This is a genomic window from Afipia carboxidovorans OM5 (genome assembly GCF_000218565.1).
Lineage (GTDB): Bacteria > Pseudomonadota > Alphaproteobacteria > Rhizobiales > Xanthobacteraceae > Afipia > Afipia carboxidovorans.
The window spans coordinates 661,633-681,638 of record NC_015684.1; the positions used below are offsets into that span (position 1 = coordinate 661,633).

Below are 20,006 nucleotides of genomic sequence, written 5' to 3' on the forward strand. Positions count from 1 at the left end.
AATTTAGTTACAATTTTTGGTCCGCCAGAACTAATAAGAAACCATAGCACTACCGCAAATTTTAACGGAGCCCTGATAGCCACGAAGACGTCTATGTCTTTGCGTGGGATATCATGGTTGCTTTGAAATCATTTGCTGCCTCCGGCTCGACGGAGAATGTTTTATCCGACCTGTCGCTCCACATCGCTGATGCGACCATAAAGCCGAACCTCGTCTGCGCATTCTATGATTGCGATCACGACGATCAGGCGATCCTCGATTTCCTCCGCAAGGAATTTCCTGATGCCGCGATCCTCGGCGGGACGTCCTGTGCCGGCATCATGACCGAAGCCGGGCTCGGCGGCGCAGGTTCGATCGGCGTTCTGCTGATCGAAGACGCAGACGGTGATTACGGCACCGCAGGTGTGCGCCTTGAGGGCGATGCTGCGGATTGTGCGGAACGCGCACTCCACACTGCGCTCGAGAATGCAGGCTGCGCCGGCGAACTGCCCGAACTGATCTGGATCTATCAGACGCCTGGTCAGGAAGAAGCGGTGATCGAAGGCCTGCGGCGCGTTGTCGGAGATCGCTGCCCGATCATCGGCGGCAGTGCGGCCGACAACGAGGTCGCCGGGAAGTGGCGGCAGATCAGTCAGGGTGGCGTGATGACCGACGGGCTGGTCGTCGGCGTGCTGTTCTCCTCCGGCGGCATCGGTTTCATGTTTCAGGGCGGCTATGAGCCGAGCGGCGAAAGCGGCATCGTCACGCGTGTCGTTTACGGCTCCGCAGGCGGCAGCGGTATCGTCACCCAATCGTGCGGCCGGCAGATCGTCTCGATCGATGGCCGGCCAGCAGCCGAAGTTTATAACGAATGGCTCGGCGGCGTGCTCGCGGAAAAGGTCGAGGCCGGCGGTAATATTCTCGTCGACACTACGATGCATCCGCTTGGTGTCGACGCCGGGAAGATCGAGGGCATCACCCACTATCTGCTCGTGCACCCGGACAAGATCCTCGAGAACGGTGTGCTGTCGACCTTCGCGTCGATCGAGGAAGGCACGCGGCTTTACAGCATGCGGGGCGAAAAGGCGCGCCTTGTCGATCGCGCCGGGAAGGTCGCATCGGCGGCAACGGCGACGCTCTCGGGCGGGCTCTCCAACCTTGCCGGCGGCCTCGTGGTCTATTGCGCGGGCTGCATGCTGGCGGTCGGCGACGGCATGCCGAAAGTCTCGCAGGCGGTCGCGTCAAGCTTCGGCGGCATGCCGTTCCTCGGCTGCTTCACCTTTGGTGAGCAGGGCGCGATCCTCAACAAGAACGCGCACGGCAACCTGATGATCTCCGCGATCGCTTTCGGCAAATAACGGGCTGACTTTATGGAAGGCTCAGAAGAGCTTCGCGAAACACTTGTCGAGATGCGCAGGGAAGTCGATATCCTGCGCACCGAAACCACGCATGCCAACCTGCTCTTGAGTGCGCTTGATGCCGTGCTGTGCGTGGACGGCGACAACGATCCGTTCGCGGGCGTGTTCTCCGCGTTAATGCCGGTGTTCGACTATTCCTGCGCTATCGTGCTGGTCGAGCGACGGCATGGCGACGATTCGCTGGAATGCGTGGCGTCGAGTCAGCCTGCGGCCGTGGGCTCGATCTGGAAGATCACGCGCCTGTTCGGCAAGGCATTGTCCGGCCGTATCGTCACGACCGTCTCGGACGGCGGGCCTGACGAATGTCCCGGTGATTTCGGCATCAATCTTTCCGGTGTGCAGCCTGCGCTTTATCTGCCGCTTGGCATTCGCAACCGGCGCGGCCTGATGATGCTGTTGCGCAGCGAAGATCAGCCCGGATTCGACCGCGCGCATGTGGCGGTGGCGCGAAAATTCTCGCTGCTCGCCTCGCACGCGCTGGCGGCGTCCCGCGCCAACCAGACCGAGGCGGAGAGCAACCGGCTTCAGCACCTCACCGAGCAGCTGAAGATCAGCCAGGAAGCGCTGCGTTTCCGCGCCAATTTTGATGCGCTGACGGGCCTGCCGAACCGCACCCACATTCAGGAGCTTGTCGACGATCTGATCCGCACCGCCGACGATGACCGGAAAGTGGCGTTCGCCTTTCTCGATCTCGACGACTTCAAGCAGGTCAACGATCATCACGGGCATGCCATCGGCGACGAACTGTTGCGGCAGATCGCCAAGCGGGTGAAATCCGAGATCCGGTCCACGGATATTTTCGGGCGCATCAGCGGCGACGAGTTCGTGATTATCCTCAATCCTGTCGACCAGCGCTCCGACGCGTCCGCATTGATCAGCCGCGTGCGCAGCCGTCTGAAGCGGCCGTTCCGGATCGAGGGAGTCGGAATCAAGACGTCCGCCTCGATCGGCGTCGCGCTTTATCCAGATCATGGCCGCGACTACGACACGTTGCGGCGCCATGCGGACATGGCGATGTATCGCGCCAAAAGCTCTTCCAAGGGCGGTGTCGCCTTCTTCAACCGGACGCTGGGGCGCAGAGCGACGGAGAAGTTGTCGCTGGAACGCTGCATTCGCGGGGCTCTTTCCAATCGTGAATTCCGCTGTGCGCTTCAGCAGAAGGTCGATTTCCGCACCCGCACCATCGTCGGTTTCGAGGCGCTTTCGCGCTGGGTCGATCAGAGCGGTGCCGTGCACGCGCCGGGAGAGTTTCTGCCGCTCGCCAGCGAGCTTGGCGTTCTCGACGGGATTACCCATTTGATCGTCGATGATCTGATCCAGCATCTGCCGGAGCTGGATGCCAAGTTCGGCCTTGCCACCAAATACAGCATCAACATCTCCGCCGCGCAGTCGATGAAGATGCCCTTCATGCTCAAGCTGGCGCAGCGGATTTACGACACCGGGCAGGCTGGACGCGTCATTCTGGAGTTGACGGAAGAATCCTTCGCGGCCATTGGACCGTTCCAGACCCACGTGCTTCCCATGCTGCGTGAGGCGGGCGTGAGCATCTCGATCGACGATTTCGGGACGGGATATTCATCGCTCGCTAAGCTGGCGGACCTGACGGTGGATGAACTGAAGATCGACCGTTCGCTGGTCTCGTCGATCCACCAGCGCCCGCGCAACCAAAGCATTCTCCGCGCCATCGAATCGCTCGGCTCTGCTCTCAGCGTGTCCGTGGTTGCGGAAGGGATCGAGACTCTGGAAGAGCAGGACTATCTGATCAATCAGACGCGCCTTCGTCTTGGCCAGGGCTATCTGTTCCACAAGCCGGAGTTCATTGCCGATCTGATCGCCGGCGATGGCGGGACGCGGCTGCCGGAGCGTTCGCTGGCCAAGCCGTCGTCATCCCATGCGGCGTGACGCTTTCTTTGAGTCCAAACGGGGCTCTCGCAAGGAGAGCCCCGCGAAAATTTATTTCGCAACCGGCATCGTGAATTCGGCACCCTTGCCGATGCTGCTCGGCCAGCGCTGCATGATGCTCTTGTAGCGCGTGTAGAAGCGAATGCCTTCCTCGCCATAGGCGTGATGATCGCCGAACAGCGAGCGCTTCCACCCGCCGAACGAGTGCCAGGCCATCGGCACCGGAATCGGTACGTTGATGCCGACCATGCCGACCTTGATCTGGCGTGAGAAGGCGCGCGCCACGCCGCCGTCGCTGGTGTAGCACGACACGCCATTGCCGAACTCATGAGCGTTGATGAGCTCGACGGCTTCCGCGAGATCGCGCACGCGCACGACGGAGAGAACCGGGCCGAAAATCTCATCCTTGTAGATGGTCATGTTCGGGGTGACGTGATCGAACAGCGTGCCGCCGACATAGAAGCCCTTCTCGTGCCCTTCGACTTCGTGGCCTCTGCCGTCGACGACAAGCGTCGCGCCTTCGCCCTGTCCCTTGGCGATATATCCTTCGACTTTCGCCTGATGGATGCTCGTGACCAAGGGCCCCATCTCAGCCTCGGAATCCATACCGTTGCGAATCTTGAGGGTCCGCGCACGCTCTGCAAGGCGCGGCACTAACTCGTCAGCGACATCGCCGACGGTGACGGCTACCGAAATCGCCATGCAGCGTTCGCCGGCCGAGCCATAGGCCGCGCCGATCAGCGCATCCACCACCTGATCGAGATTGGCATCCGGCATGACGACGAGATGATTCTTGGCGCCGCCGAGAGCCTGCACGCGTTTGCCGCGGCTGGTGCCTTCCTTGTAGATGTACTCCGCGATCGGCGTTGATCCGACAAAGGACAACGCTTCGACATCCGGATGCTCAAGCAGCGTATCGACCGCGATCTTGTCGCCCTGCACGACATTGAACACGCCGTCGGGGAGACCCGCTTCCTTCAGCAGTTCTGCAATCAACAGGCTCGGTGAGGGATCGCGTTCGGACGGCTTCAGCACGAAGGTGTTGCCACAGGCGAGTGCGACAGGGACCATCCACATCGGCACCATCACCGGGAAATTGAACGGCGTGATGCCGGCGACGACGCCGAGCGGCTGCCGCAGATTCCAGTTGTCGATGCCGCCGCCGATGTTGTCGGTGAATTCGGACTTCAGCAGAGTCGGGATGCCGCAGGCAAACTCGACGACCTCGATGCCGCGGATCACTTCGCCCTTGGCATCGGAAAACACTTTGCCGTGCTCGCGCGTGATCAGCTCCGCAAGCTTGTCGTGATTGCGATCAAGCAGCTCCTTGAACTTGAAGAGAATGCGCGCGCGCCGCAGCGGCGGCGTTTCGGACCATTCCGGAAAGGCGGCTTTGGCTGCATCGACAGCCGCATCGACATCGGCGGCGCTGCCGAGACTGACCCGCGCGCTCACCGCGCCGATCGCGGGGTTGAAGACGTCTGACGTGCGGCCCGACGTTGCGGCAAATGGCTTGCCGTTAATCCAGTGAGATATAGTATTTACTTGCAATTCCGTCACGGCGTTCATATGGCCTCCTCACGCGGCCGCCGCGCACCAATTCATCCGCGGCGAATGCGTTGTTTCCAGAAAGTCAAAAAGCGCCGTCACCATAAGGACTGATGCTGCATCAGCATGTCGGGAAAACTGCATGCATCCATGCATTCTTGCAAACTGACAGCCCTGCGACGGGCCAATATCCTTCGTCGCGTCCGCCACCGTGCATTCAACAGCTTTAGGGAGAGAGAGAATGGTTGATGAAGTTAAGTCAGTGAAAATCAGGCAGTTTCACATGTTCGAGCGTGAAATCCTGAGCGAGGCTGGAAAGCCGGCTGACAAGGTGGTGCGCCATATCGTGGCGGGCGTGGTGTTCGAAAATCCGTTTGCCGGCAAGGGTGCGGCGAGCGATGCCGATCTCGCGCGTCTTGCGGAAATCTCGGTGGAAGTTGGCGGGATGCTGACGAAGCGCGTGCTCGAGCGGTTTTCCGGTCAGGAGCGTCCGCGTGCCTACGGCAAAGGCGTGATCGTCGGAAGCAATGGTGACTCCGAGCACGGTGCGGCGCTCATTCATCCGCGTATCGGTCTTGCGATGCGTCGCGGGCTTGGTGCGGGTCCTGCGCTCATTCCCGGAAACGCCAAGGTTGGCGGACCGGGCACCTCGATCGACATTCTGTTCGGCGGCGCTGAAGACGCCTGGGACTACGATGCGATGGACGGCACGACGGTGTCGATTCCCGGCGGACCGGCAGCGAACGAGATCGCGCTCTTCGTCGGCTTCGGCACCACGCGCGTCAACGCGCGCATCCAGGGGGCCAGCGCCGATCAGGTGGCGAAGCTGGTCGCCGACATGAGAGCGTCCAAGTAAGTCTCTGTAGTCTAATCGTCAGTCGGCCCTCCGTTGCTTCGATTCCGATGCACGGAGGGCCGATTGCGTTTGTGCCTGCAGGAGAGCGGTTTCTTCTCTTAGTCGAGATAGATTTCAGCTCACCGTCTCGCCGAGATATCCCAGAAGCGAATCATACACGGCCCGGATGTGCGGCAGGAATTGCGAATCCTGCTGCACGCTGATGTAGAGCGGCACGGTGGTGAAGCGATCGGGGACGATCTTGCGCAAACCGGACAACTCGGCTTGCGCATAATTCGGCAGCATGACAATGCCGAGGCCTTCCTGAGCTGCGTTCATCTGGGAAAACATGCTGGTCGCGCGAAAACCGATCTTGGGATTTTCGATGAACTCTTCGAGCCAGCGGGCCGAGGGCAGGAAAATCGGATCGTCGATGTAGCCGATGAAGGTCTCGCCCTGCAGGTCGGTCGGCAGCATGATCGTGCGCCCGCCGATATACTCGTCGCTCGCATAGAGATGAAAGCAGACGTCGGCGATCTTCTGGGTCACGAGCGAACCGGTCGCGGGCTCGAAGAAGCTGACGAAAATATCGGCCTCGCGTTTGGAGATATCGACGTGGTTCGATGTCGTCACGAGATGAACTTCGATCTCGGGATAGGCGACCGACAGCGCCTTCAGTGAACGCGCGATCAACAGCGATCCGATGCCCTCCATCGAGGCGATGGTGACGCGGCCGCTTGCAATGGTGCCTTTGCTAGTAATGCCCTGAATTTCGAGGAGCGAGGCTTCCATCTTCTCGACGCGGGAGAAAATCTCGTTGCCGAGTGGGGTCAGCGACAGCCCCTGCCGGTTCCGCTTGAAGATCGTGCCGCCGGTGCTGAACTCGACCTGCGCAAGGCGACGGCTGACGGTCGATTGATCGACGCCGAGTCGCCGCGCCGCGGCGACAAGCGTGCCGGTTCTTGCCACTTCCAGCACCACGCGGAAGTGGTCCCAGCCGAGTTGGGTCAGTGAAAGATATTTCGTCCCCATGCAGCGTTTCTCTTGTCAAACGCACGGTCAGGATTGGAGAGCGCTGCCTGCTTCTGACAAGGCTCTGGCGAAGTCTTTCGTAAAGTCACTGGTCCGGACGATTTTGTCCGGCGTCACCTCTGATCGGAGGCAACTGATCGCAACCGCGGCGGCGGAGCGTTGCCCCTCCCAGCCGCAGATCGGTGCGCCGACCGACCACATGTGGTCGCGCGTTTCTCCGTCGTCGATCGAAAATCCCCGTTCGCGAATTTCCTCGAGTTGACGGATCAGCTTGCTGACGTTCGGAACGCTGCTTTGCGTCAGCCGCGCGAACTCATGGCGCTTGTAGAAATCGCGCACCTCGCTGTTCGACAACGTGCTGAGCAGCGCCTTGCCGGTCGCGGTGCAGCAGGCAGGTAGCTTCATGCCGGGCCTGAACGTGATGCCGAGCGCGAGCGGGCTGTTGCGGCATGCAATGTAGATCACGTCCGGGCCATCCAGCACCGCGAGGATGGCGGCTTCCTGATGAAACTGCGGATAGCGATTCCAGATCGCGTAGAATTCTGCAGGGAGCTCGGAGCTTTCAATGCGTGCATTCGCGAGTTCGACCACGCGCAGGCCGAGCCGATACGTGCTGTCCGCCTGCCTGTCGAGGAAGCCGCCGTTCACGAGCGTTGCGAGCAGTCCATGCGCGGAGCTTTTAGCAATTCCAAGTTCGTCGGCGATCTCTGTCAGAGTCACCGACCGTCCGGTGCGTGCAATGAACGTCAAGATCCCTAAGCCGCGCGTCAACGCGGGAGCGAGGTCTTTCTTGACCGGTGGTTTCGTCTGCGTGGTCATCTCCGCTTTCCGTTGCATTTCGTATTCCAGATGCGTTCGCCGCAGATGTCATTTCACCTCAGAGGACGGGCATTGACATTCTGACGAGAGGTGTCACAATTCAGTCTATCGAACTTGGTTCTATATGTCGAATTAAAAATTGTACGATGTCGTCCACGATACGGAGGTAACCCCCTGTGAGGACGATCGCTCAATTCTCGCCTGCGCTTGGCAGGCACGGGCTATCGCGCGGAGCTGCAGGCTGGCGCATGCGAAGCCGGTTGCGGGGCACGCCATCCCGCAAGCGCGGACGCGGCTTTGCCCGCCGCGATGCTCAACATCTATCGTACAGCGCTAATTTCGCAGGCGGGCCCTGCAAGCCTTTCACCATCACTCCCATTCTGCCGGCTGCAACGAACGCACGTTCGCGCGGATGGGAGAGACACGCACCGCCAAGAGTGCTCCGTATCTTCAACGAACGTAACCAGTGCCACGAGGGAGGTCAGTATGTTGTTTAAAGCAGCAGCAGTCGGTGTTGCATTGGCGGTGTCTGCCGTCACTGCTCACGCGCAATCCAAGGAAACGGTCAAGATCGGTTTCGTCGGTCCGCTGTCGGGCGGCAACTCCGCCGCCGGTGTTGGCGGCCGCAACTCCGCCGAGCTCGCAGTGCGTCTGCGAAACGCCGATCCGAAGTCGAAATACAAATACGAACTCGTTGCGCTCGACGACGAGTGCAAACCGAACGTCGGCATTCAGGTTGCGACGCGCGCTGCGACCGACAAGAACATCATCGCTGGCGTGACGCATTATTGCTCGGCGGTCGCGATCGCGACGGTGGATGTCTATCATCGTTTCGGCATGCCCGCAGTGGTGTGGGGCGCGATCCTTCCGGCGATCACCTACGGGAACGACTACAAGGAAATCCATCGCGTCAACGGCTCGATGCTCGACGAAACCGCGGTCGCAACGACGTTCCTGACCGGTACCGGTTACAAGAAGTGGGTCGTGGTCCACGACACGACGGACTACGGCAACGGTCTCCTCAAGTTCTTCCAGGAGAAGATCGCCAAGACTGACGGGCAGATCGTCGGCACGTTCGGCGTGAGCGCGGATCAGCAGGACTTCTCGGCCGAGCTTCTCAAGATCAAGGAAGCCAAGCCCCAGATCGTCGTCTTCGCAGGCCTGACACCGCTCGGCGTGCGCGTGCGTTCGCAGATGGAGCGTCTCGGCGTCAACATCCAGTTCGCGGGCGTGTCGGGTATCATGTCCACGTCGTATCTCGAAGCGCTCGGTCCGAATGCGGAAGCAACCATCGCTTTCCACAACGGCGCCCCGCCTGAGACGATGCCGGGCGGCAAGAAGTTCATCGAGGACTATCAGAAGGCCGGCTTCAAGGAGCCTGCCGAGCCTTACGGGCCTTACGCCTATGTCGCCGCCGATCTGATCATGGCCGCGATCGAGAAGGTCGGGCCGGATCGCAAGAAGGTTCGCGATGTGCTGAACGCCACCAAGAACTATCAGAGCATTGCGGGCGCGATCACGTTCGACGACCATCGCAACAATAGCGTGGCCTCGACCAAGTATGTCGCGCAGGATGGCCACTGGGTCCGCTGGGAAGACAGCGAATATGTCAGCGGCAAACGCAAGCTGAAGGGCCTCTAAGGCGAGAGGCGCATCGGGATGGCCATTTTCTTCGAGTTCGTCTTCAACGGCGCGGTACTCGGCATCATGTATGCCCTGGTTGCGGTGGGCTTCACTCTCTTCTTCGGGGTGCTGGACGTCATCAAGTTTTCGCACGGTGACGTTCTCACCCTGGGAGCCTTCTCCGGTCTGATCGCATTTTTGGCCCTGCAACTCGTGGGTCTTGACCTTCCTTTTCTCGGCCTCATCTTCGTCCTTCTGGTCGCATGCCTCGTCACCGGCGCCATTGGCGCCGGTATCGGGCAGTTGTTCGTCATTCCGATGCGCAACTCGTCCGCCTTCAACATTCTCCTGATGACGCTGATGATCGGAACGGTGATCCGTGAATCGATCCGCCTGTTCTATCCGAACGGCGCGAATCCGAAGGCGTTTCCATCGCTCCTGCCCAAAACGCCGATTGAGCTCGGCGGCGTGTTTTTAAGGCTCGATAGTCTCATCCTTCTCGCGCTCGGATTTGCGGTGGTGTTTCTGACGCACTGGCTGATCCGGCATACCAAGCTCGGCCTCGCCATTCGCGCCGTCGCTCAGGATGGCGACACCGCGCAGGCGATGGGCATTCCGTTCCGGCGCACGGTGCTCGCGACCTTCGCGCTCGGCTCGCTGCTTGCGGGGATCGCCGGCGTCATGCACGGCATCTATTACAGCGAGATCAATTTCAGCGTGGGTCTGTTGCTCGGCATCATCGGCTTCTCCGCGGCCGTGGTCGGCGGCCTCGGCAGCATCTGGGGTGCCATCATCGGCGGCTTCACCTTCGCCGCGCTGCAGACGCTGTGGGTCGTCGTATTTCCCGATGCCAGCGGCTATCGCGATGTGTTCGCCTTCGCCGCGATCATCATCGCCATGACGATTTTCCCCACCGGCATCATCGCCGAGCGATACAGCGAAAGGGTGTGATCGTGAATCCTTTGCGCGTCGTATCTTCGGTCGCGATCATCGCGTTTGCCGTTGTCTGGACGATCGTCGTCCTTGCTGCGGAAGAGCAGTGGCAGGTGGGTGCGGCGCTCGCCGTCGCGGCGGTGGCGATTGTTGCCGTGTCCCGCATGAAGGCCGGTGCGGAGCTGGCATCCTTGCTGACCGACTCCGGTTCGTGGGTCGTGTGGACGATCCCGGTTGCGGTCGTCGCCATCGCTGTCGCCATCCATGAGGATCACTTCCAGCTCATGATGCTGGCCTCGGTGCTGATCTACGGGCTCGCCTGCATCGGGCTCACCATCCAGTTCGGCTATGCGGGCGTGATCAACTTCGCCGGCGCGGCGTTCTTCGGCGTCGGCGGTTATACGGCCGCCGTGATGGGAAGCACCGGCGTGCCGTCGCTGCTGATCCTGCTGGCGGGCGGGTTCATGGCCGCGCTGATCGGCAGCATCATCATTCTGCCGGTGCTGCGAACGCAGGGGCACTATGCCGCGCTGATCACCATCGCCTTCGGCCTGTTGTTCCGGAGCTTCCTCGAGGTGAACCCCGCGCTGGGTGGGCCGCAGGGTCTCAAGGTCGAGGGCGCAAGCGTCGCCGGACATTCTCTCCTGAACGGCATCACATTCGGCTCCTTCGAGGCGTCGTTCTATCTCAACTATGTGCTGCTGGCGCTCGCGGCGTTCACGCTATTCTTTCTGTTGGCGCGAAACCTGGAGAAAAGTTGGATCGGCCTCAACCTTGACGCGGTGCGCGAAGATACGGTCGGCGCCTCGGTGTTCGGCATCAACGTCGCAGGCTGGCGCATCTTTGCCTTCGTTGTCGGGAATTTCCTGATCGGCGTTGCGGGTGCGCTGTTTGCGATGATGCAGAACTTCATCGCGCCGAGCAATTTCACGTTCTCGGATTCGCTTTTGATGCTGTCGATCATCGTCCTTGGCGGCATCGGCAATCTCTGGGCGGTTCTGCCGGCGGCCATCCTCGTCGTGGTGTTTCCCGAGAAGCTTCAGGGCATCGGCGAATATCGCATTCTCGTTTTCGCGATCCTTGTCGTTCTGGTGCTGCGTTTCCGCCCGGCCGGTCTATTTCCGCGGGCGATGCGGCAGTTCAGAAGGGAGGTGGGGCAATGACGCACCTGTTTTCCGCAAAGGATGTGTCCGTCAAGTTCGGCGGCCTGCAGGCGCTCGACAGCCTCTCGCTCGATATCAATGAGGGCACGATTACCGGCCTGATCGGGCCCAACGGCTCCGGCAAGACGACGTTCTTCAACGCCGTCACCGGCCTTTGCAATCTGAGTGGCGGCCAGGTGTCGATCGACGGCAAGGAGATCGGTGGGCTGCCGGCGCGCCAGATCTATCAGTTCGGCGTGACGCGGACGTTCCAGCGCTCGCGGCTTTGTCTGTCGCTGTCGGTGTTCGACAACATCGTGATCGGCCGGCAGAACAGCCTCGATCTCGGGATCTTCAGCAATCTCATTCGCCGCCGGCAGTTCAATCAGTCGGTGCGCGAAAATTATGAGCGCGTGCACGGGTTGCTGAGGGCGTTCAGCGAACCGCTGGCGCAACGGATTTTCGATCCGCTGCATCGTCTCAACATGATCGACAGGCGACGGATCGAAGTCTGCCGTGCGTTGATCGCGGAGCCGCGCCTTCTGCTGCTGGACGAGCCCTCCGCAGGCATGACGCCCGACGAGACCCGCGAGTTCATGGGCGATATTCTCAATGTGCGGAAACACAATCCGCGCATGAGCATCATCATCATCGAGCACGAAATGGATATCATGCAGCGCGTCGCCGAGCACTGCGTGGTTCTCAATTACGGCCGCAAGGTCGCTGAGGGAACGTTCGAGGCGGTGGTTGCCGATCCTTGGGTTCAGGAAGCGTATCTGGGGACATCATGAGCGGAAATCTTGTCACCAACAACATCACCGCCGCTTACGGCAGTGCCCGCGTGCTGTCCGGGGTGTCCATCGTGGCGAAGGCCGGCGCCATCACCTGCATTCTCGGCGCCAACGGCTCCGGCAAGACGTCGCTGATCCGCGCCATCCTCGGCCTGCTGCCTGTGCTCGAAGGCGACGTCTCGCTCGACGGTGAGGCGTTGAACGGCCTTGCCACCCATGTCCGCATCGCGCGCGGGGTCGGCTGCGTGCCGGAAGGCCGCAAGCTGTTTCCGAAAATGACGGTCGAGGAAAACCTTCGCGTCGGGGCCTATCTGGTCAAGGACAAGTCCGTCGTCGCGGAGCGGCTCGAGAAAGTCTATGCGACGTTTCCGCGGTTGGCCGAGCGCAAGCAGCAGTTCGCCGGCACGATGTCCGGCGGCGAGCAGGCAATGGTGTCGATCGGCCGGGCGCTGATGAGCGAGCCGCGCATTCTCCTGATCGACGAGCCGTCGCTCGGCCTGTCGCCGGCGCTGGTGCGTGATTCGTTCGCCATCATCCGCGACATCAACAAATCGGGCGTGTCGGTGCTGCTGGTCGAGCAGAACGTCCGGCAGACGCTTGCGATCGCCGATTACGGCTATGTCATCAGTCAGGGCGCCGTCGTCGCCGAAGGCACGTCGCAGGATCTTCTGAACGATGAGGAAATGAAGAAGGCCTATTTCGGCGTGCACTAAGGGTGTTGACGGAAATGTTGTTGTCGTCATGGCCGGGCTTGTCCCGGCCATCCACGCCTTCTTGCATTGAAATTTTAAGACGTGGATGCCCGGCATAAAGCCGGGCATGACGAATTGCGAGAGCTGTTGAGTCCTACACCCGGGCGCTATGTCAGGCCGCGGCGGTTCGCTTCGATTGCCGCTTCGGCGCGCGATGAAATGTTCAGCTTGCGATAGATCACCTTCACATAGCCCGCGACGGTATGCGGCGTGAGGCCGAGCACGCGCGCAGTTTCCGCAACCCGAAGTCCGCGGCCGAGAAGCCGCAGCACGTCGGTCTCGCGTGCGGTGAGGCTGCAGGCGGATTCCGGATCGGAGGTCTGCGGTTTAACTTGCGCGAAATGCTGCAGCATGCGCTGGGCAATCGACGGCGACAGCGGCGGCTCGCCATTATCGATGCGATGCAGATATTGCACCATCGTATCCGGGTGCCGATCCTTCAGCAGGTAGCCTTGCGCACCGGCGGCAATCGCCTCGAACAGATGCCGGTCATCGTCGTAGATCGTGGTGACGATCCGCAGCACGGTCGGGTAGCGGGCCGTCAGTTCGCGGATGATGTCGATACCGGAGCCGTCCGGCATGCCGAGATCGATCAGGGCGAGCGCGCCACTGTTGTCGGCCATGCGCGCGCCATGCGCCTTCAGCCACGCCAGCGCCGTTGCGCAGGACGATGCCTCGGCGATCTCGGCATGCTCGAATGCCGACGCCACCATCTGGCGGAGCCACGCGCGGGTGTCGGCCTGATCTTCGATGATCAAGACCTGTCGCGGGCGGCCCTGTGCTGGTGACAATGTCATGAGGCGGACTTTTCGCTCCGGACCGTAGGGCGGTATGGGGAAGCCGCCTATCCCTTGAACGCGGGGTGTGCCGCGGCATTCGGGGTGGCGCTGGAATCGGAATGGGCAGACTGGTTCGGCGCGAGTGGGATGGTGATCTCGACGGTGGTGCCGATCGGCAGCGGGCGGATCACCGCGCGGCCATCGACGCCGTTCACCCGCTGGATGAGGCCGCGCAAGCCGTGCCCGTTCGGGCTTCCGGTAGCCCGCGCCGGATCGATGCCGATGCCGTCGTCGGAAATCACGGTGTACAGCAGGCCGTCGCTCTCGCTGACATGGATCGCCACGTTGCTCGCCCGGGCATGACGGATGATGTTGCTGACGGCCTCGCGGTGCGCGGAGACGAAGCAGCGATAGACGCGGTAGTCGAGCGGCGTGTCGCTGTCGTCATTGGCGGCGATGGGCCAATCGAGATCGATGCCCGCGGCGCTCAGCCGCTCGCCGGCCTCGTGGCGCAGCGAGGCGATGACTTGTCCCAGCACTGGCTGGTCGGTGGCGAGGCCGCTGACGATGGTGCGGATATCGGCGATGGCGTCGCGCAGCACCGTATGAGTGTCGCCGAGTTCGGTCTTGTAGAGGCCGGAGAGAAGGCGTGCGCCGACATCGTCGTGCAGATCGCGGGCGATGCGGTTGCGCTCCTCGAGACTGCCGCGCTCATAGGCGTGGCGGCTTTCCTCGGTGTAGCGCAGCAGGCGGACCAGTTCGCGCGCGAGGTCCTGATGCGCGGTGGAGAACAGCCGCCGCCCCTGCCAGGGATAGCGCACGATCAGCGCAGACGTATCGGCAACCGATGGCAGCAGCAGGTCGACACCTTCGTCGCGCACGCCGACGTCCGGCACGGACTCCTTGCTGTCCTCGATCGCGAGCGGATCGAATAGTTTCTCCAGCAGCGCGCGCCAGCGTGCGGAGCGCTCCGGCGCGGTGGTGGCGAGCGAAACGTCGATGACCGAGCGGAACACTTCATGGTCCGCCAGCGTCTTGTTGGCGACGAAGCGGCTCCACAGCGTGCCGCGCAGAGGCAGATAGCCGAACCCGACGAGCAGAAGTGCAATGCCGAGCGATGTCGTCTGCTGCATCTGCAGGAGCAGGATCAGCGCCGCATCAATGGCGAACAGCAACAGCGTGCCGCCGGTGTAGAAGCCGATGCGGAAGGCCCATTCCGACAGGTCGAACAGGCGATAACGGGCGACGCCGAGCGACAGGCCTGCATAGATCAGGAGGAAGAAGCCGAACGCATAGCCCTGCTGGATCGCCGGTACGGATTCGACCAGGATCGGCGCGATGATCAGCGACACGAACGCACCGGCGCCGACGATGACGGAGAGGCCAAGCCAGGCCAGCGCCGCGCGGGCGCGGGGGTCGCGCCGGTTGATGACCCACTGCACGAGGACCGCAACCACGATCAGCAACATTTCGATCGAGGTCGGAAGCTGCGAGCCGATGGTTTGCGTCGGCACCAGCCGGAAGATGTCAGCGGCAAGCCATGGGACGAAGATAGCCGGGACGATCAATAACGCCCAATGCGGCACCAGCCGGCGCGGATAGATCAGAAACAGCGCGATCATCGCCATGCCGAAGCCGAGCGATCCGACATGGTTGAGCGCCGACAGCATGCGGAAGAGGCCGCCGTCGATCGCAAGCTCACGCGAGGAATAAACCGCCGCCGTACACGCCGAGAGTGCGATCATTGCGCCCGACAGCGCGAACAGGCGGGTGGCGAGATCGGCTGGCCGCAGCGCAAGAACGAACATCCCGATCAGCAGCGCGCCGACGCCGGTGATCAACTGCACCCAGAACGACGCCGGAAGATCGCTGATCGGGCGGCGGGCCGGGCTGACGAGAACATCCGCCTCGGCGGTCGGGAAAGCCTCGCTCCGGATCCGCAGGCTGACGCTCGGCTGCCGGAGAAGATTGGCGAGTTCGGTTTGCCGCTGCAGAAACCGGTCGATCCGGTCGTAGGACTCGAACATGTCCGGCTCTTCGACAATGTCGTCCGGATCAAGAACGACAGGCCCGATGGACACGAGTTGTGATTGCGTGGCGATGCCCTTGGCCGGTCCAGCCGGGTGGGTGCTGGCGACGAGGATCGACTTGGTTTCTGAAGAGACGGTGAGGCCGAGACCGAGCCATGGCTGGTGCAGCGCTGCCCAAAGCGTCAGCGCAACGATGGCGGCGCACAGCAGCAATGTGGCCTGTATGATCCGGTTAGGCAGCCACAGCGCCATTGCGGTCGATGTCCCCCTCAGCGAATATCCAGAAATCATAAGCGGATCGGACCTTCAAGCGATCAGGGCGATGCCGGTGCCGACACGACCTATCGCATAGGTATCCGGATGACGGCTGAGAGATGACAGTTTGACGCGCCTCCTCGATAGTGGAGGCGAAATGGTCCGGGGGCATCGACGGTGCAGGAGGCCAAAACCAGAGACGGCGTCTCTCTCTTTTCGCCGGCTGAGCTTGCCGTGGTGCGGCGCGCGTTTGGCCGTCAGATGCTGGCGGTGCTCGGCGTCGAGAACCCCGCCATCGCCGCAGCCTTTGCGGCCGTGCCGCGCGAGGCGTTTCTCGGGCCGCCGCCATGGACGGCGGTCTCGCCGGTTATCGCCCATCATGTGCTGCCGGACCGGGACCCGGTGGTGCTCTATCAGGATATCGTCGTGGCGCTCGATCCGGCGCGCGGCGTCAACAACGGCAGCCCGTCGCTGCACGCCAAGCTCCTCGAGGCGCTGGGGCCGAAGTCCGGCGAGCATGTCGTCCATATCGGCGCCGGTAGCGGCTATTACAGCGCGATGCTTTCCGAACTGGTTGGCCTGTCCGGTCGCGTCACTGCCGTCGAGTTCGACCCGGCGCTTGCGGACAAGGCCAGGAACAATCTCTCGTCCTATCGCAACGTGACGGTCGTCTGCGGCGACGGCACGCGCTGGCCGGAAAATGAAGCCGACGGCGTCTATGTGAATTTCGCCGTGGCACGGCCGGCCGACCGCTGGATTGAAGGGCTCGCCTCCGGTGGCCGGTTGGTGTTTCCGCTCGGCGTCCCCGGTCCGCAGCAGCCGCATCTGGGCGGTCGCCATGCCGAGCACGGAGCCGCACTGCGGATCGAGCGGCGGGCCGAGGGCTATGCGGCCGAGGCGATCACGCCGGCCTATTTCGTCTGGGCCGAAGGCAACTCTGATGTGGCCCCCGATGAACTCGCGCGATTGCGAGCGGCCTTTGAGGGCGGCGGTCTCGACCGGGTACGCAGCCTGATCTGGAAGCGTCCCGCGCCGCCGGAGCGTTGCTGGTTCATCGGCGCGTCATGGGCGCTCGGCTGTGACGAAACGCTGTGAAAAACCTGTCGGTGCCCGATGGTGTTTTTTTGAAGTTGAGTGAGAATGATCGGCCCCCTTAAACGGGGGGTTTGTTTTGATTGTGCAATCAGCCAGTTTTCGGGCCGCGTGCCATGCGACACGCAACCTCTAGAGGGAGAATATTGTGAAGAAATACGAGAAACCCGCTCTTATTCAACTCGGCACGATGGATCTCATCAAGTCGAATCACACCGGGCCGAGCAGCGACGGCAAGAAGTACGCCGGCTTTTTCAAGTAAGTGATATTGTGCGGCATGCCGTCGCGACGGCATGCCGCATGTCGTTCGGGAAGGGTGAGACACCACTCCCTCAAGTCCGCCATCGCCTTTTGAAAACCGGCTCCTATGAACCCCGGCTTCTCTGAAATGGATGGCGGCCCGGCCCAATCGATAAAGCCGATGGTCTTGCCTGCGCCGACAGAGCCGCGGCGGGCCCTTTATGATCCGAACAGTCCTGACCGGGATTGTATCGTCTGCCGGAGCGGCCGCTGATGCTTCGGCTGCAGCGCCCGGCGATCCTCGCGCCGCCTCCACCATCCGCGCCGCCCGCGTCCTTGCTGGGCTTCTGCCGTTATTTCCTGGCCGAACATCGGACCATCTTCATCTGGCTGTTCGTATGCGGCTTCGGCGTCGCGTTCGCCGACGCGCTTGTTGCCGTCTTCATCGGCAAAATGGTTGCGTTCGTTGGGCAGGCGGATCGCTGGGCCGCATGGCACGAGCGGTGGCCGATGCTGCTGGCGCTGCTGCTGGTGATCGGCCTCCTCCGGCCGCTGTTCATCTGGCTCGACCTGCGCATCCGCAATGGCTTCCTGATCCCCGGCGTCACCTCGCGCATGCGCTGGATCAGTCATTGGCATGTCGTGCGCCAGAGCTGGAGCTTTTTTCAAAGCGACTCGCCGGGGCGGCTTGCGCATTGGGTGATGCAGACACCGGGCGCGCTGCGCGAGGTGGCGGAAGCTGCGATCCGCGCAGTCTGGTATCTCGCGATGTACGGGCTGACGAGCGCGGTGCTGCTCGCCAATGCCGACTGGCGGCTGATGCTGCCGATCCTCGCATGGTTCATTGGCTTTGCGTTGCTGCTGCGGCGGTTCGTGCCGCAACTGCGCCTGCGCGCCGACAGCAACGCCGACAAATATTCCCGGCTGATGGCCGAGCTTGTCGATTGCTACGGCAACATCCTGACGGTGAAGATGTTCACCGCCGCCGCGACGACCGACGGGCCGATCCGCAATGCCGTGCTCGCGCATGACGAGGCGCAGGCGCGCCACATGGCGAGCGTCACCGGCTTCATGACGCGGCTCACGCTTCTCAACACCGCGCTCCTGTTGGCGACGGCCGTGATCGGCGGCACTCTCTGGCTGCACGACCGTGTGGCCGCGGAAGCGGTGGCGATGGCGCTGCCGCTGGTGTGGCAGGCCGCGAATACCGGCGGTTGGGTTGCGTGGGAGGTGTCGGGGATCTACCAGAACCTCGGCGAAATCCGGCAGGGGATGGGCGTGATCGCTGCGCCCAATGCGATGCCGGATAACGACGGCGCGGCTGCACTCGACGCACGGCGAGGTGCGATCACGTTCAATCGCGTGACGTTCGGCTATGGCGACCGGCCGCCGGTTTTCCAGAACTTCAGTCTGAATATCGCGCCCGGCGAAAAACTTGGAATCGTCGGTCGTTCCGGCGCCGGCAAATCGACGCTGGTGGCGCTGTTGCTGCGGTTGATGGACGTGCAGGGCGGCGACATCCGCATCGACGGGCAGGATATCCGCACCGTTTCGGCGGAAAGTTTGCGCGAGCGGATCAGCGTCGTCACGCAGGACGTCTCGTTGTTTCACCGCTCGATCCGCGACAACATTCTGTGCGGCAAGCCGGATACCTCCGATGCCGAATTGCAAGCCGCGCTGCATCGTGCGCGCGCCTTCGAGTTCGTTACGGACGTCGAAGATGAAGACGGTCGCAGGGGACTCGATGCGACGGTCGGCGAGCGCGGTGGCAAGCTCTCGGGTGGTCAGCGCCAGCGCATCATGCTGGCGCGTGCGATTCTGAAAGATGCGCCAATCGTGATCCTCGACGAGGCGACGTCCGCGCTCGACAGCGAAGCCGAACTTGCGATCGGGCAGGAGATCGAGGCGCTAATGGCCGGCAAGACCATCATCAGCATCGCGCATCGGCTGTCGGCACTGACGCGGATGGACCGCATTCTGGTGATCGACGACGGTCGCGTGGTCGAAGAGGGCACGCATGACGCGCTTCTGAGCAAAGACGGGCTCTATGCCCGGCTCTGGCGCCAGCAGACCGCCGAGTCTCAGCCTCAGTCCGAGACAGCGCGGTCGGTCAATCAATCAATTTCAGTGAAGGGATGATCATGGGCGTTCAACTCACCCCAGGCACCAGCCTGACGACCATCGAGGGTAAGAGCGTTCTGTTCTCGGTGAAGACCGGCGAGTCCTACGGGCTCAACGACATGGCGGCCGAGATGTTGAAGCTTTGTCTCGAGGGTGGAGTCGATCACGCCGCCGAGCGGTTGGCGCAGGACTACAACGCGCCGCTCGAGGAAATCAGAAACGACATCAACGAACTTGCGCGCGATCTGGTGCAGGCGAAGCTGGTTCGACTGGTGTCGTAACAAGGGTCGTGAACGGATCGTAAGCCGCGACGACGGAGAAATCTTCCATGCCGGGTGTCTTGATGAACACCTCGTCGCCGCAAGTGACCCAGGCATGGCCGGAGAGAGGCGAGAGGCGCATGCCGATTTTGAGAAAGGCCGGATGGCCGTGGCGGTTGAGGCTGAACCAGACGGCGATGGCCTGGTCGAGACATTCGATCCGCATCGGGAGCCCGTTCAGCCCGTGGAGCGCGCGGGTGGCGATGTCCTGCGTCGGTGCGCGGTCGGGCCGCGGCTTCACCCGCGTCCGCTCCCCCAGCCATTGAAACATGCGGACCGTGCGATCGATGCCGAACAGCTTTGTTGACAGATGCGACAGCGACAGGAGAGCGGCACTCATCTGGGTGCGAACCTTTTCCAATAATATCGCACAGCTAACCGATCCGGCCGCCGGG

At 62.2% G+C, this 20,006-nt stretch carries 17 protein-coding genes; 11 read left to right on the forward strand and 6 right to left on the reverse strand.

What is annotated here, in order from left to right:
• Positions 1 to 113 precede the first annotated feature (113 nt).
• Positions 114 to 1,337: an FIST signal transduction protein gene (locus OCA5_RS03165; protein WP_012564633.1), complete on the forward strand. Its 1,224-nt coding sequence runs from the start codon at positions 114 to 116 to the stop codon at positions 1,335 to 1,337.
• 12 nt (positions 1,338 to 1,349) lie between these two features.
• On the forward strand, positions 1,350 to 3,299 hold the full coding sequence (locus OCA5_RS03170; protein ID WP_012564632.1) for a putative bifunctional diguanylate cyclase/phosphodiesterase: 1,950 nt from the start codon (positions 1,350 to 1,352) through the stop codon (positions 3,297 to 3,299).
• Positions 3,300 to 3,350: 51 nt separating this feature from the next.
• On the opposite strand, the gene OCA5_RS03175 is transcribed toward OCA5_RS03170, so the two are convergent.
• On the reverse strand, positions 3,351 to 4,868 hold the full coding sequence (locus OCA5_RS03175; RefSeq protein ID WP_012564631.1) for a CoA-acylating methylmalonate-semialdehyde dehydrogenase: 1,518 nt from the start codon (positions 4,866 to 4,868) through the stop codon (positions 3,351 to 3,353).
• Between the two features lie 220 nt (positions 4,869 to 5,088).
• Between OCA5_RS03175 and OCA5_RS03180 the strand changes: the two genes are divergently transcribed.
• The gene (locus tag OCA5_RS03180; RefSeq protein WP_012564629.1) at positions 5,089 to 5,703 is read left to right on the forward strand and encodes an amino acid synthesis family protein; all 615 of its coding nucleotides are present in this window, start codon (positions 5,089 to 5,091) and stop codon (positions 5,701 to 5,703) included.
• Between the two features lie 114 nt (positions 5,704 to 5,817).
• Here OCA5_RS03180 and OCA5_RS03185 read toward each other — a convergent pair whose 3' ends face one another.
• Both OCA5_RS03185 and OCA5_RS03190 read right to left on the reverse strand, forming a co-directional pair.
• Entirely contained in the window at positions 5,818 to 6,714 is an 897-nt protein-coding gene (locus OCA5_RS03185) for a LysR family transcriptional regulator (protein ID WP_012564628.1), read from the reverse strand.
• 27 nt (positions 6,715 to 6,741) lie between these two features.
• Positions 6,742 to 7,533 (reverse strand): IclR family transcriptional regulator, encoded by a 792-nt coding sequence (locus tag OCA5_RS03190; RefSeq protein ID WP_012564627.1) that lies wholly within the window; start codon positions 7,531 to 7,533, stop codon positions 6,742 to 6,744.
• Between the two features lie 486 nt (positions 7,534 to 8,019).
• Here OCA5_RS03190 and OCA5_RS03195 point away from each other — a divergent pair, with 486 nt between their 5' ends.
• Genes OCA5_RS03195 through OCA5_RS03215 form a run of 5 tightly spaced genes read left to right on the forward strand, consistent with a single transcriptional unit; the run spans position 8,020 to position 12,735 of the window.
• Complete coding sequence (locus OCA5_RS03195; RefSeq protein WP_012564626.1) at positions 8,020 to 9,174, forward strand: branched-chain amino acid ABC transporter substrate-binding protein; 1,155 nt, start codon at positions 8,020 to 8,022, stop codon at positions 9,172 to 9,174.
• Between the two features lie 18 nt (positions 9,175 to 9,192).
• Entirely contained in the window at positions 9,193 to 10,107 is a 915-nt protein-coding gene (locus OCA5_RS03200; RefSeq protein WP_012564625.1) for a branched-chain amino acid ABC transporter permease, read from the forward strand.
• Positions 10,108 to 10,109: 2 nt separating this feature from the next.
• The gene (locus OCA5_RS03205) at positions 10,110 to 11,252 is read left to right on the forward strand and encodes a branched-chain amino acid ABC transporter permease (protein ID WP_013912829.1); all 1,143 of its coding nucleotides are present in this window, start codon (positions 10,110 to 10,112) and stop codon (positions 11,250 to 11,252) included.
• Complete coding sequence (locus OCA5_RS03210; protein ID WP_012564623.1) at positions 11,249 to 12,022, forward strand: ABC transporter ATP-binding protein; 774 nt, start codon at positions 11,249 to 11,251, stop codon at positions 12,020 to 12,022. The genes OCA5_RS03205 and OCA5_RS03210 overlap by 4 nt, the downstream gene beginning before the upstream one ends.
• On the forward strand, positions 12,019 to 12,735 hold the full coding sequence (locus tag OCA5_RS03215; RefSeq protein ID WP_012564622.1) for an ABC transporter ATP-binding protein: 717 nt from the start codon (positions 12,019 to 12,021) through the stop codon (positions 12,733 to 12,735). The genes OCA5_RS03210 and OCA5_RS03215 overlap by 4 nt, the downstream gene beginning before the upstream one ends.
• Positions 12,736 to 12,881: 146 nt before the next feature.
• On the opposite strand, the gene OCA5_RS03220 is transcribed toward OCA5_RS03215, so the two are convergent.
• On the reverse strand, positions 12,882 to 13,571 hold the full coding sequence (locus tag OCA5_RS03220; RefSeq protein ID WP_012564621.1) for a response regulator: 690 nt from the start codon (positions 13,569 to 13,571) through the stop codon (positions 12,882 to 12,884).
• Positions 13,572 to 13,618: 47 nt separating this feature from the next.
• Positions 13,619 to 15,874, reverse strand: coding sequence for a sensor histidine kinase (locus OCA5_RS03225; protein ID WP_012564620.1), 2,256 nt, complete (start codon positions 15,872 to 15,874; stop codon positions 13,619 to 13,621).
• 141 nt (positions 15,875 to 16,015) lie between these two features.
• Here OCA5_RS03225 and OCA5_RS03230 point away from each other — a divergent pair, with 141 nt between their 5' ends.
• The 3 genes from OCA5_RS03230 (at position 16,016) to OCA5_RS03240 (ending at position 19,572) form a co-directional block, all read left to right on the forward strand.
• Positions 16,016 to 16,933 (forward strand): protein-L-isoaspartate O-methyltransferase family protein, encoded by a 918-nt coding sequence (locus OCA5_RS03230; protein WP_012564619.1) that lies wholly within the window; start codon positions 16,016 to 16,018, stop codon positions 16,931 to 16,933.
• 510 nt (positions 16,934 to 17,443) lie between these two features.
• The gene (locus OCA5_RS03235) at positions 17,444 to 19,309 is read left to right on the forward strand and encodes an ABC transporter ATP-binding protein (RefSeq protein WP_013912831.1); all 1,866 of its coding nucleotides are present in this window, start codon (positions 17,444 to 17,446) and stop codon (positions 19,307 to 19,309) included.
• Between the two features lie 2 nt (positions 19,310 to 19,311).
• Complete coding sequence (locus tag OCA5_RS03240) at positions 19,312 to 19,572, forward strand: PqqD family protein (protein WP_041559610.1); 261 nt, start codon at positions 19,312 to 19,314, stop codon at positions 19,570 to 19,572.
• Here the strand turns inward: OCA5_RS03240 and OCA5_RS03245 are convergent.
• Positions 19,517 to 19,951, reverse strand: coding sequence for a lasso peptide biosynthesis B2 protein (locus tag OCA5_RS03245; protein ID WP_012564616.1), 435 nt, complete (start codon positions 19,949 to 19,951; stop codon positions 19,517 to 19,519). The genes OCA5_RS03240 and OCA5_RS03245 overlap by 56 nt on opposite strands.
• Between the last annotated feature and the right edge of the window lie 55 nt (positions 19,952 to 20,006).

What these genes read in the sequence shown, in the direction of transcription:
- OCA5_RS03215 (WP_012564622.1), top strand. Translation starts at nt 12,019, where the DNA reads ATGAGCGGAAATCTTGTCACCAACAACATCACCGCCGCTTACGGCAGT.
- OCA5_RS03165 (WP_012564633.1), top strand. Translation starts at nt 114, where the DNA reads ATGGTTGCTTTGAAATCATTTGCTGCCTCCGGCTCGACGGAGAATGTT.
- OCA5_RS03225 (WP_012564620.1), bottom strand. Translation starts at nt 15,874, where the DNA reads ATGATTTCTGGATATTCGCTGAGGGGGACATCGACCGCAATGGCGCTG.
- OCA5_RS03195 (WP_012564626.1), top strand. Translation starts at nt 8,020, where the DNA reads ATGTTGTTTAAAGCAGCAGCAGTCGGTGTTGCATTGGCGGTGTCTGCC.
- OCA5_RS03220 (WP_012564621.1), bottom strand. Translation starts at nt 13,571, where the DNA reads ATGACATTGTCACCAGCACAGGGCCGCCCGCGACAGGTCTTGATCATC.
- OCA5_RS03185 (WP_012564628.1), bottom strand. Translation starts at nt 6,714, where the DNA reads ATGGGGACGAAATATCTTTCACTGACCCAACTCGGCTGGGACCACTTC.
- OCA5_RS03190 (WP_012564627.1), bottom strand. Translation starts at nt 7,533, where the DNA reads ATGACCACGCAGACGAAACCACCGGTCAAGAAAGACCTCGCTCCCGCG.
- OCA5_RS03170 (WP_012564632.1), top strand. Translation starts at nt 1,350, where the DNA reads ATGGAAGGCTCAGAAGAGCTTCGCGAAACACTTGTCGAGATGCGCAGG.
- OCA5_RS03245 (WP_012564616.1), bottom strand. Translation starts at nt 19,951, where the DNA reads ATGAGTGCCGCTCTCCTGTCGCTGTCGCATCTGTCAACAAAGCTGTTC.
- OCA5_RS03200 (WP_012564625.1), top strand. Translation starts at nt 9,193, where the DNA reads ATGGCCATTTTCTTCGAGTTCGTCTTCAACGGCGCGGTACTCGGCATC.
- OCA5_RS03175 (WP_012564631.1), bottom strand. Translation starts at nt 4,868, where the DNA reads ATGAACGCCGTGACGGAATTGCAAGTAAATACTATATCTCACTGGATT.
- OCA5_RS03180 (WP_012564629.1), top strand. Translation starts at nt 5,089, where the DNA reads ATGGTTGATGAAGTTAAGTCAGTGAAAATCAGGCAGTTTCACATGTTC.
- OCA5_RS03210 (WP_012564623.1), top strand. Translation starts at nt 11,249, where the DNA reads ATGACGCACCTGTTTTCCGCAAAGGATGTGTCCGTCAAGTTCGGCGGC.
- OCA5_RS03240 (WP_041559610.1), top strand. Translation starts at nt 19,312, where the DNA reads ATGGGCGTTCAACTCACCCCAGGCACCAGCCTGACGACCATCGAGGGT.
- OCA5_RS03235 (WP_013912831.1), top strand. Translation starts at nt 17,444, where the DNA reads ATGCTTCGGCTGCAGCGCCCGGCGATCCTCGCGCCGCCTCCACCATCC.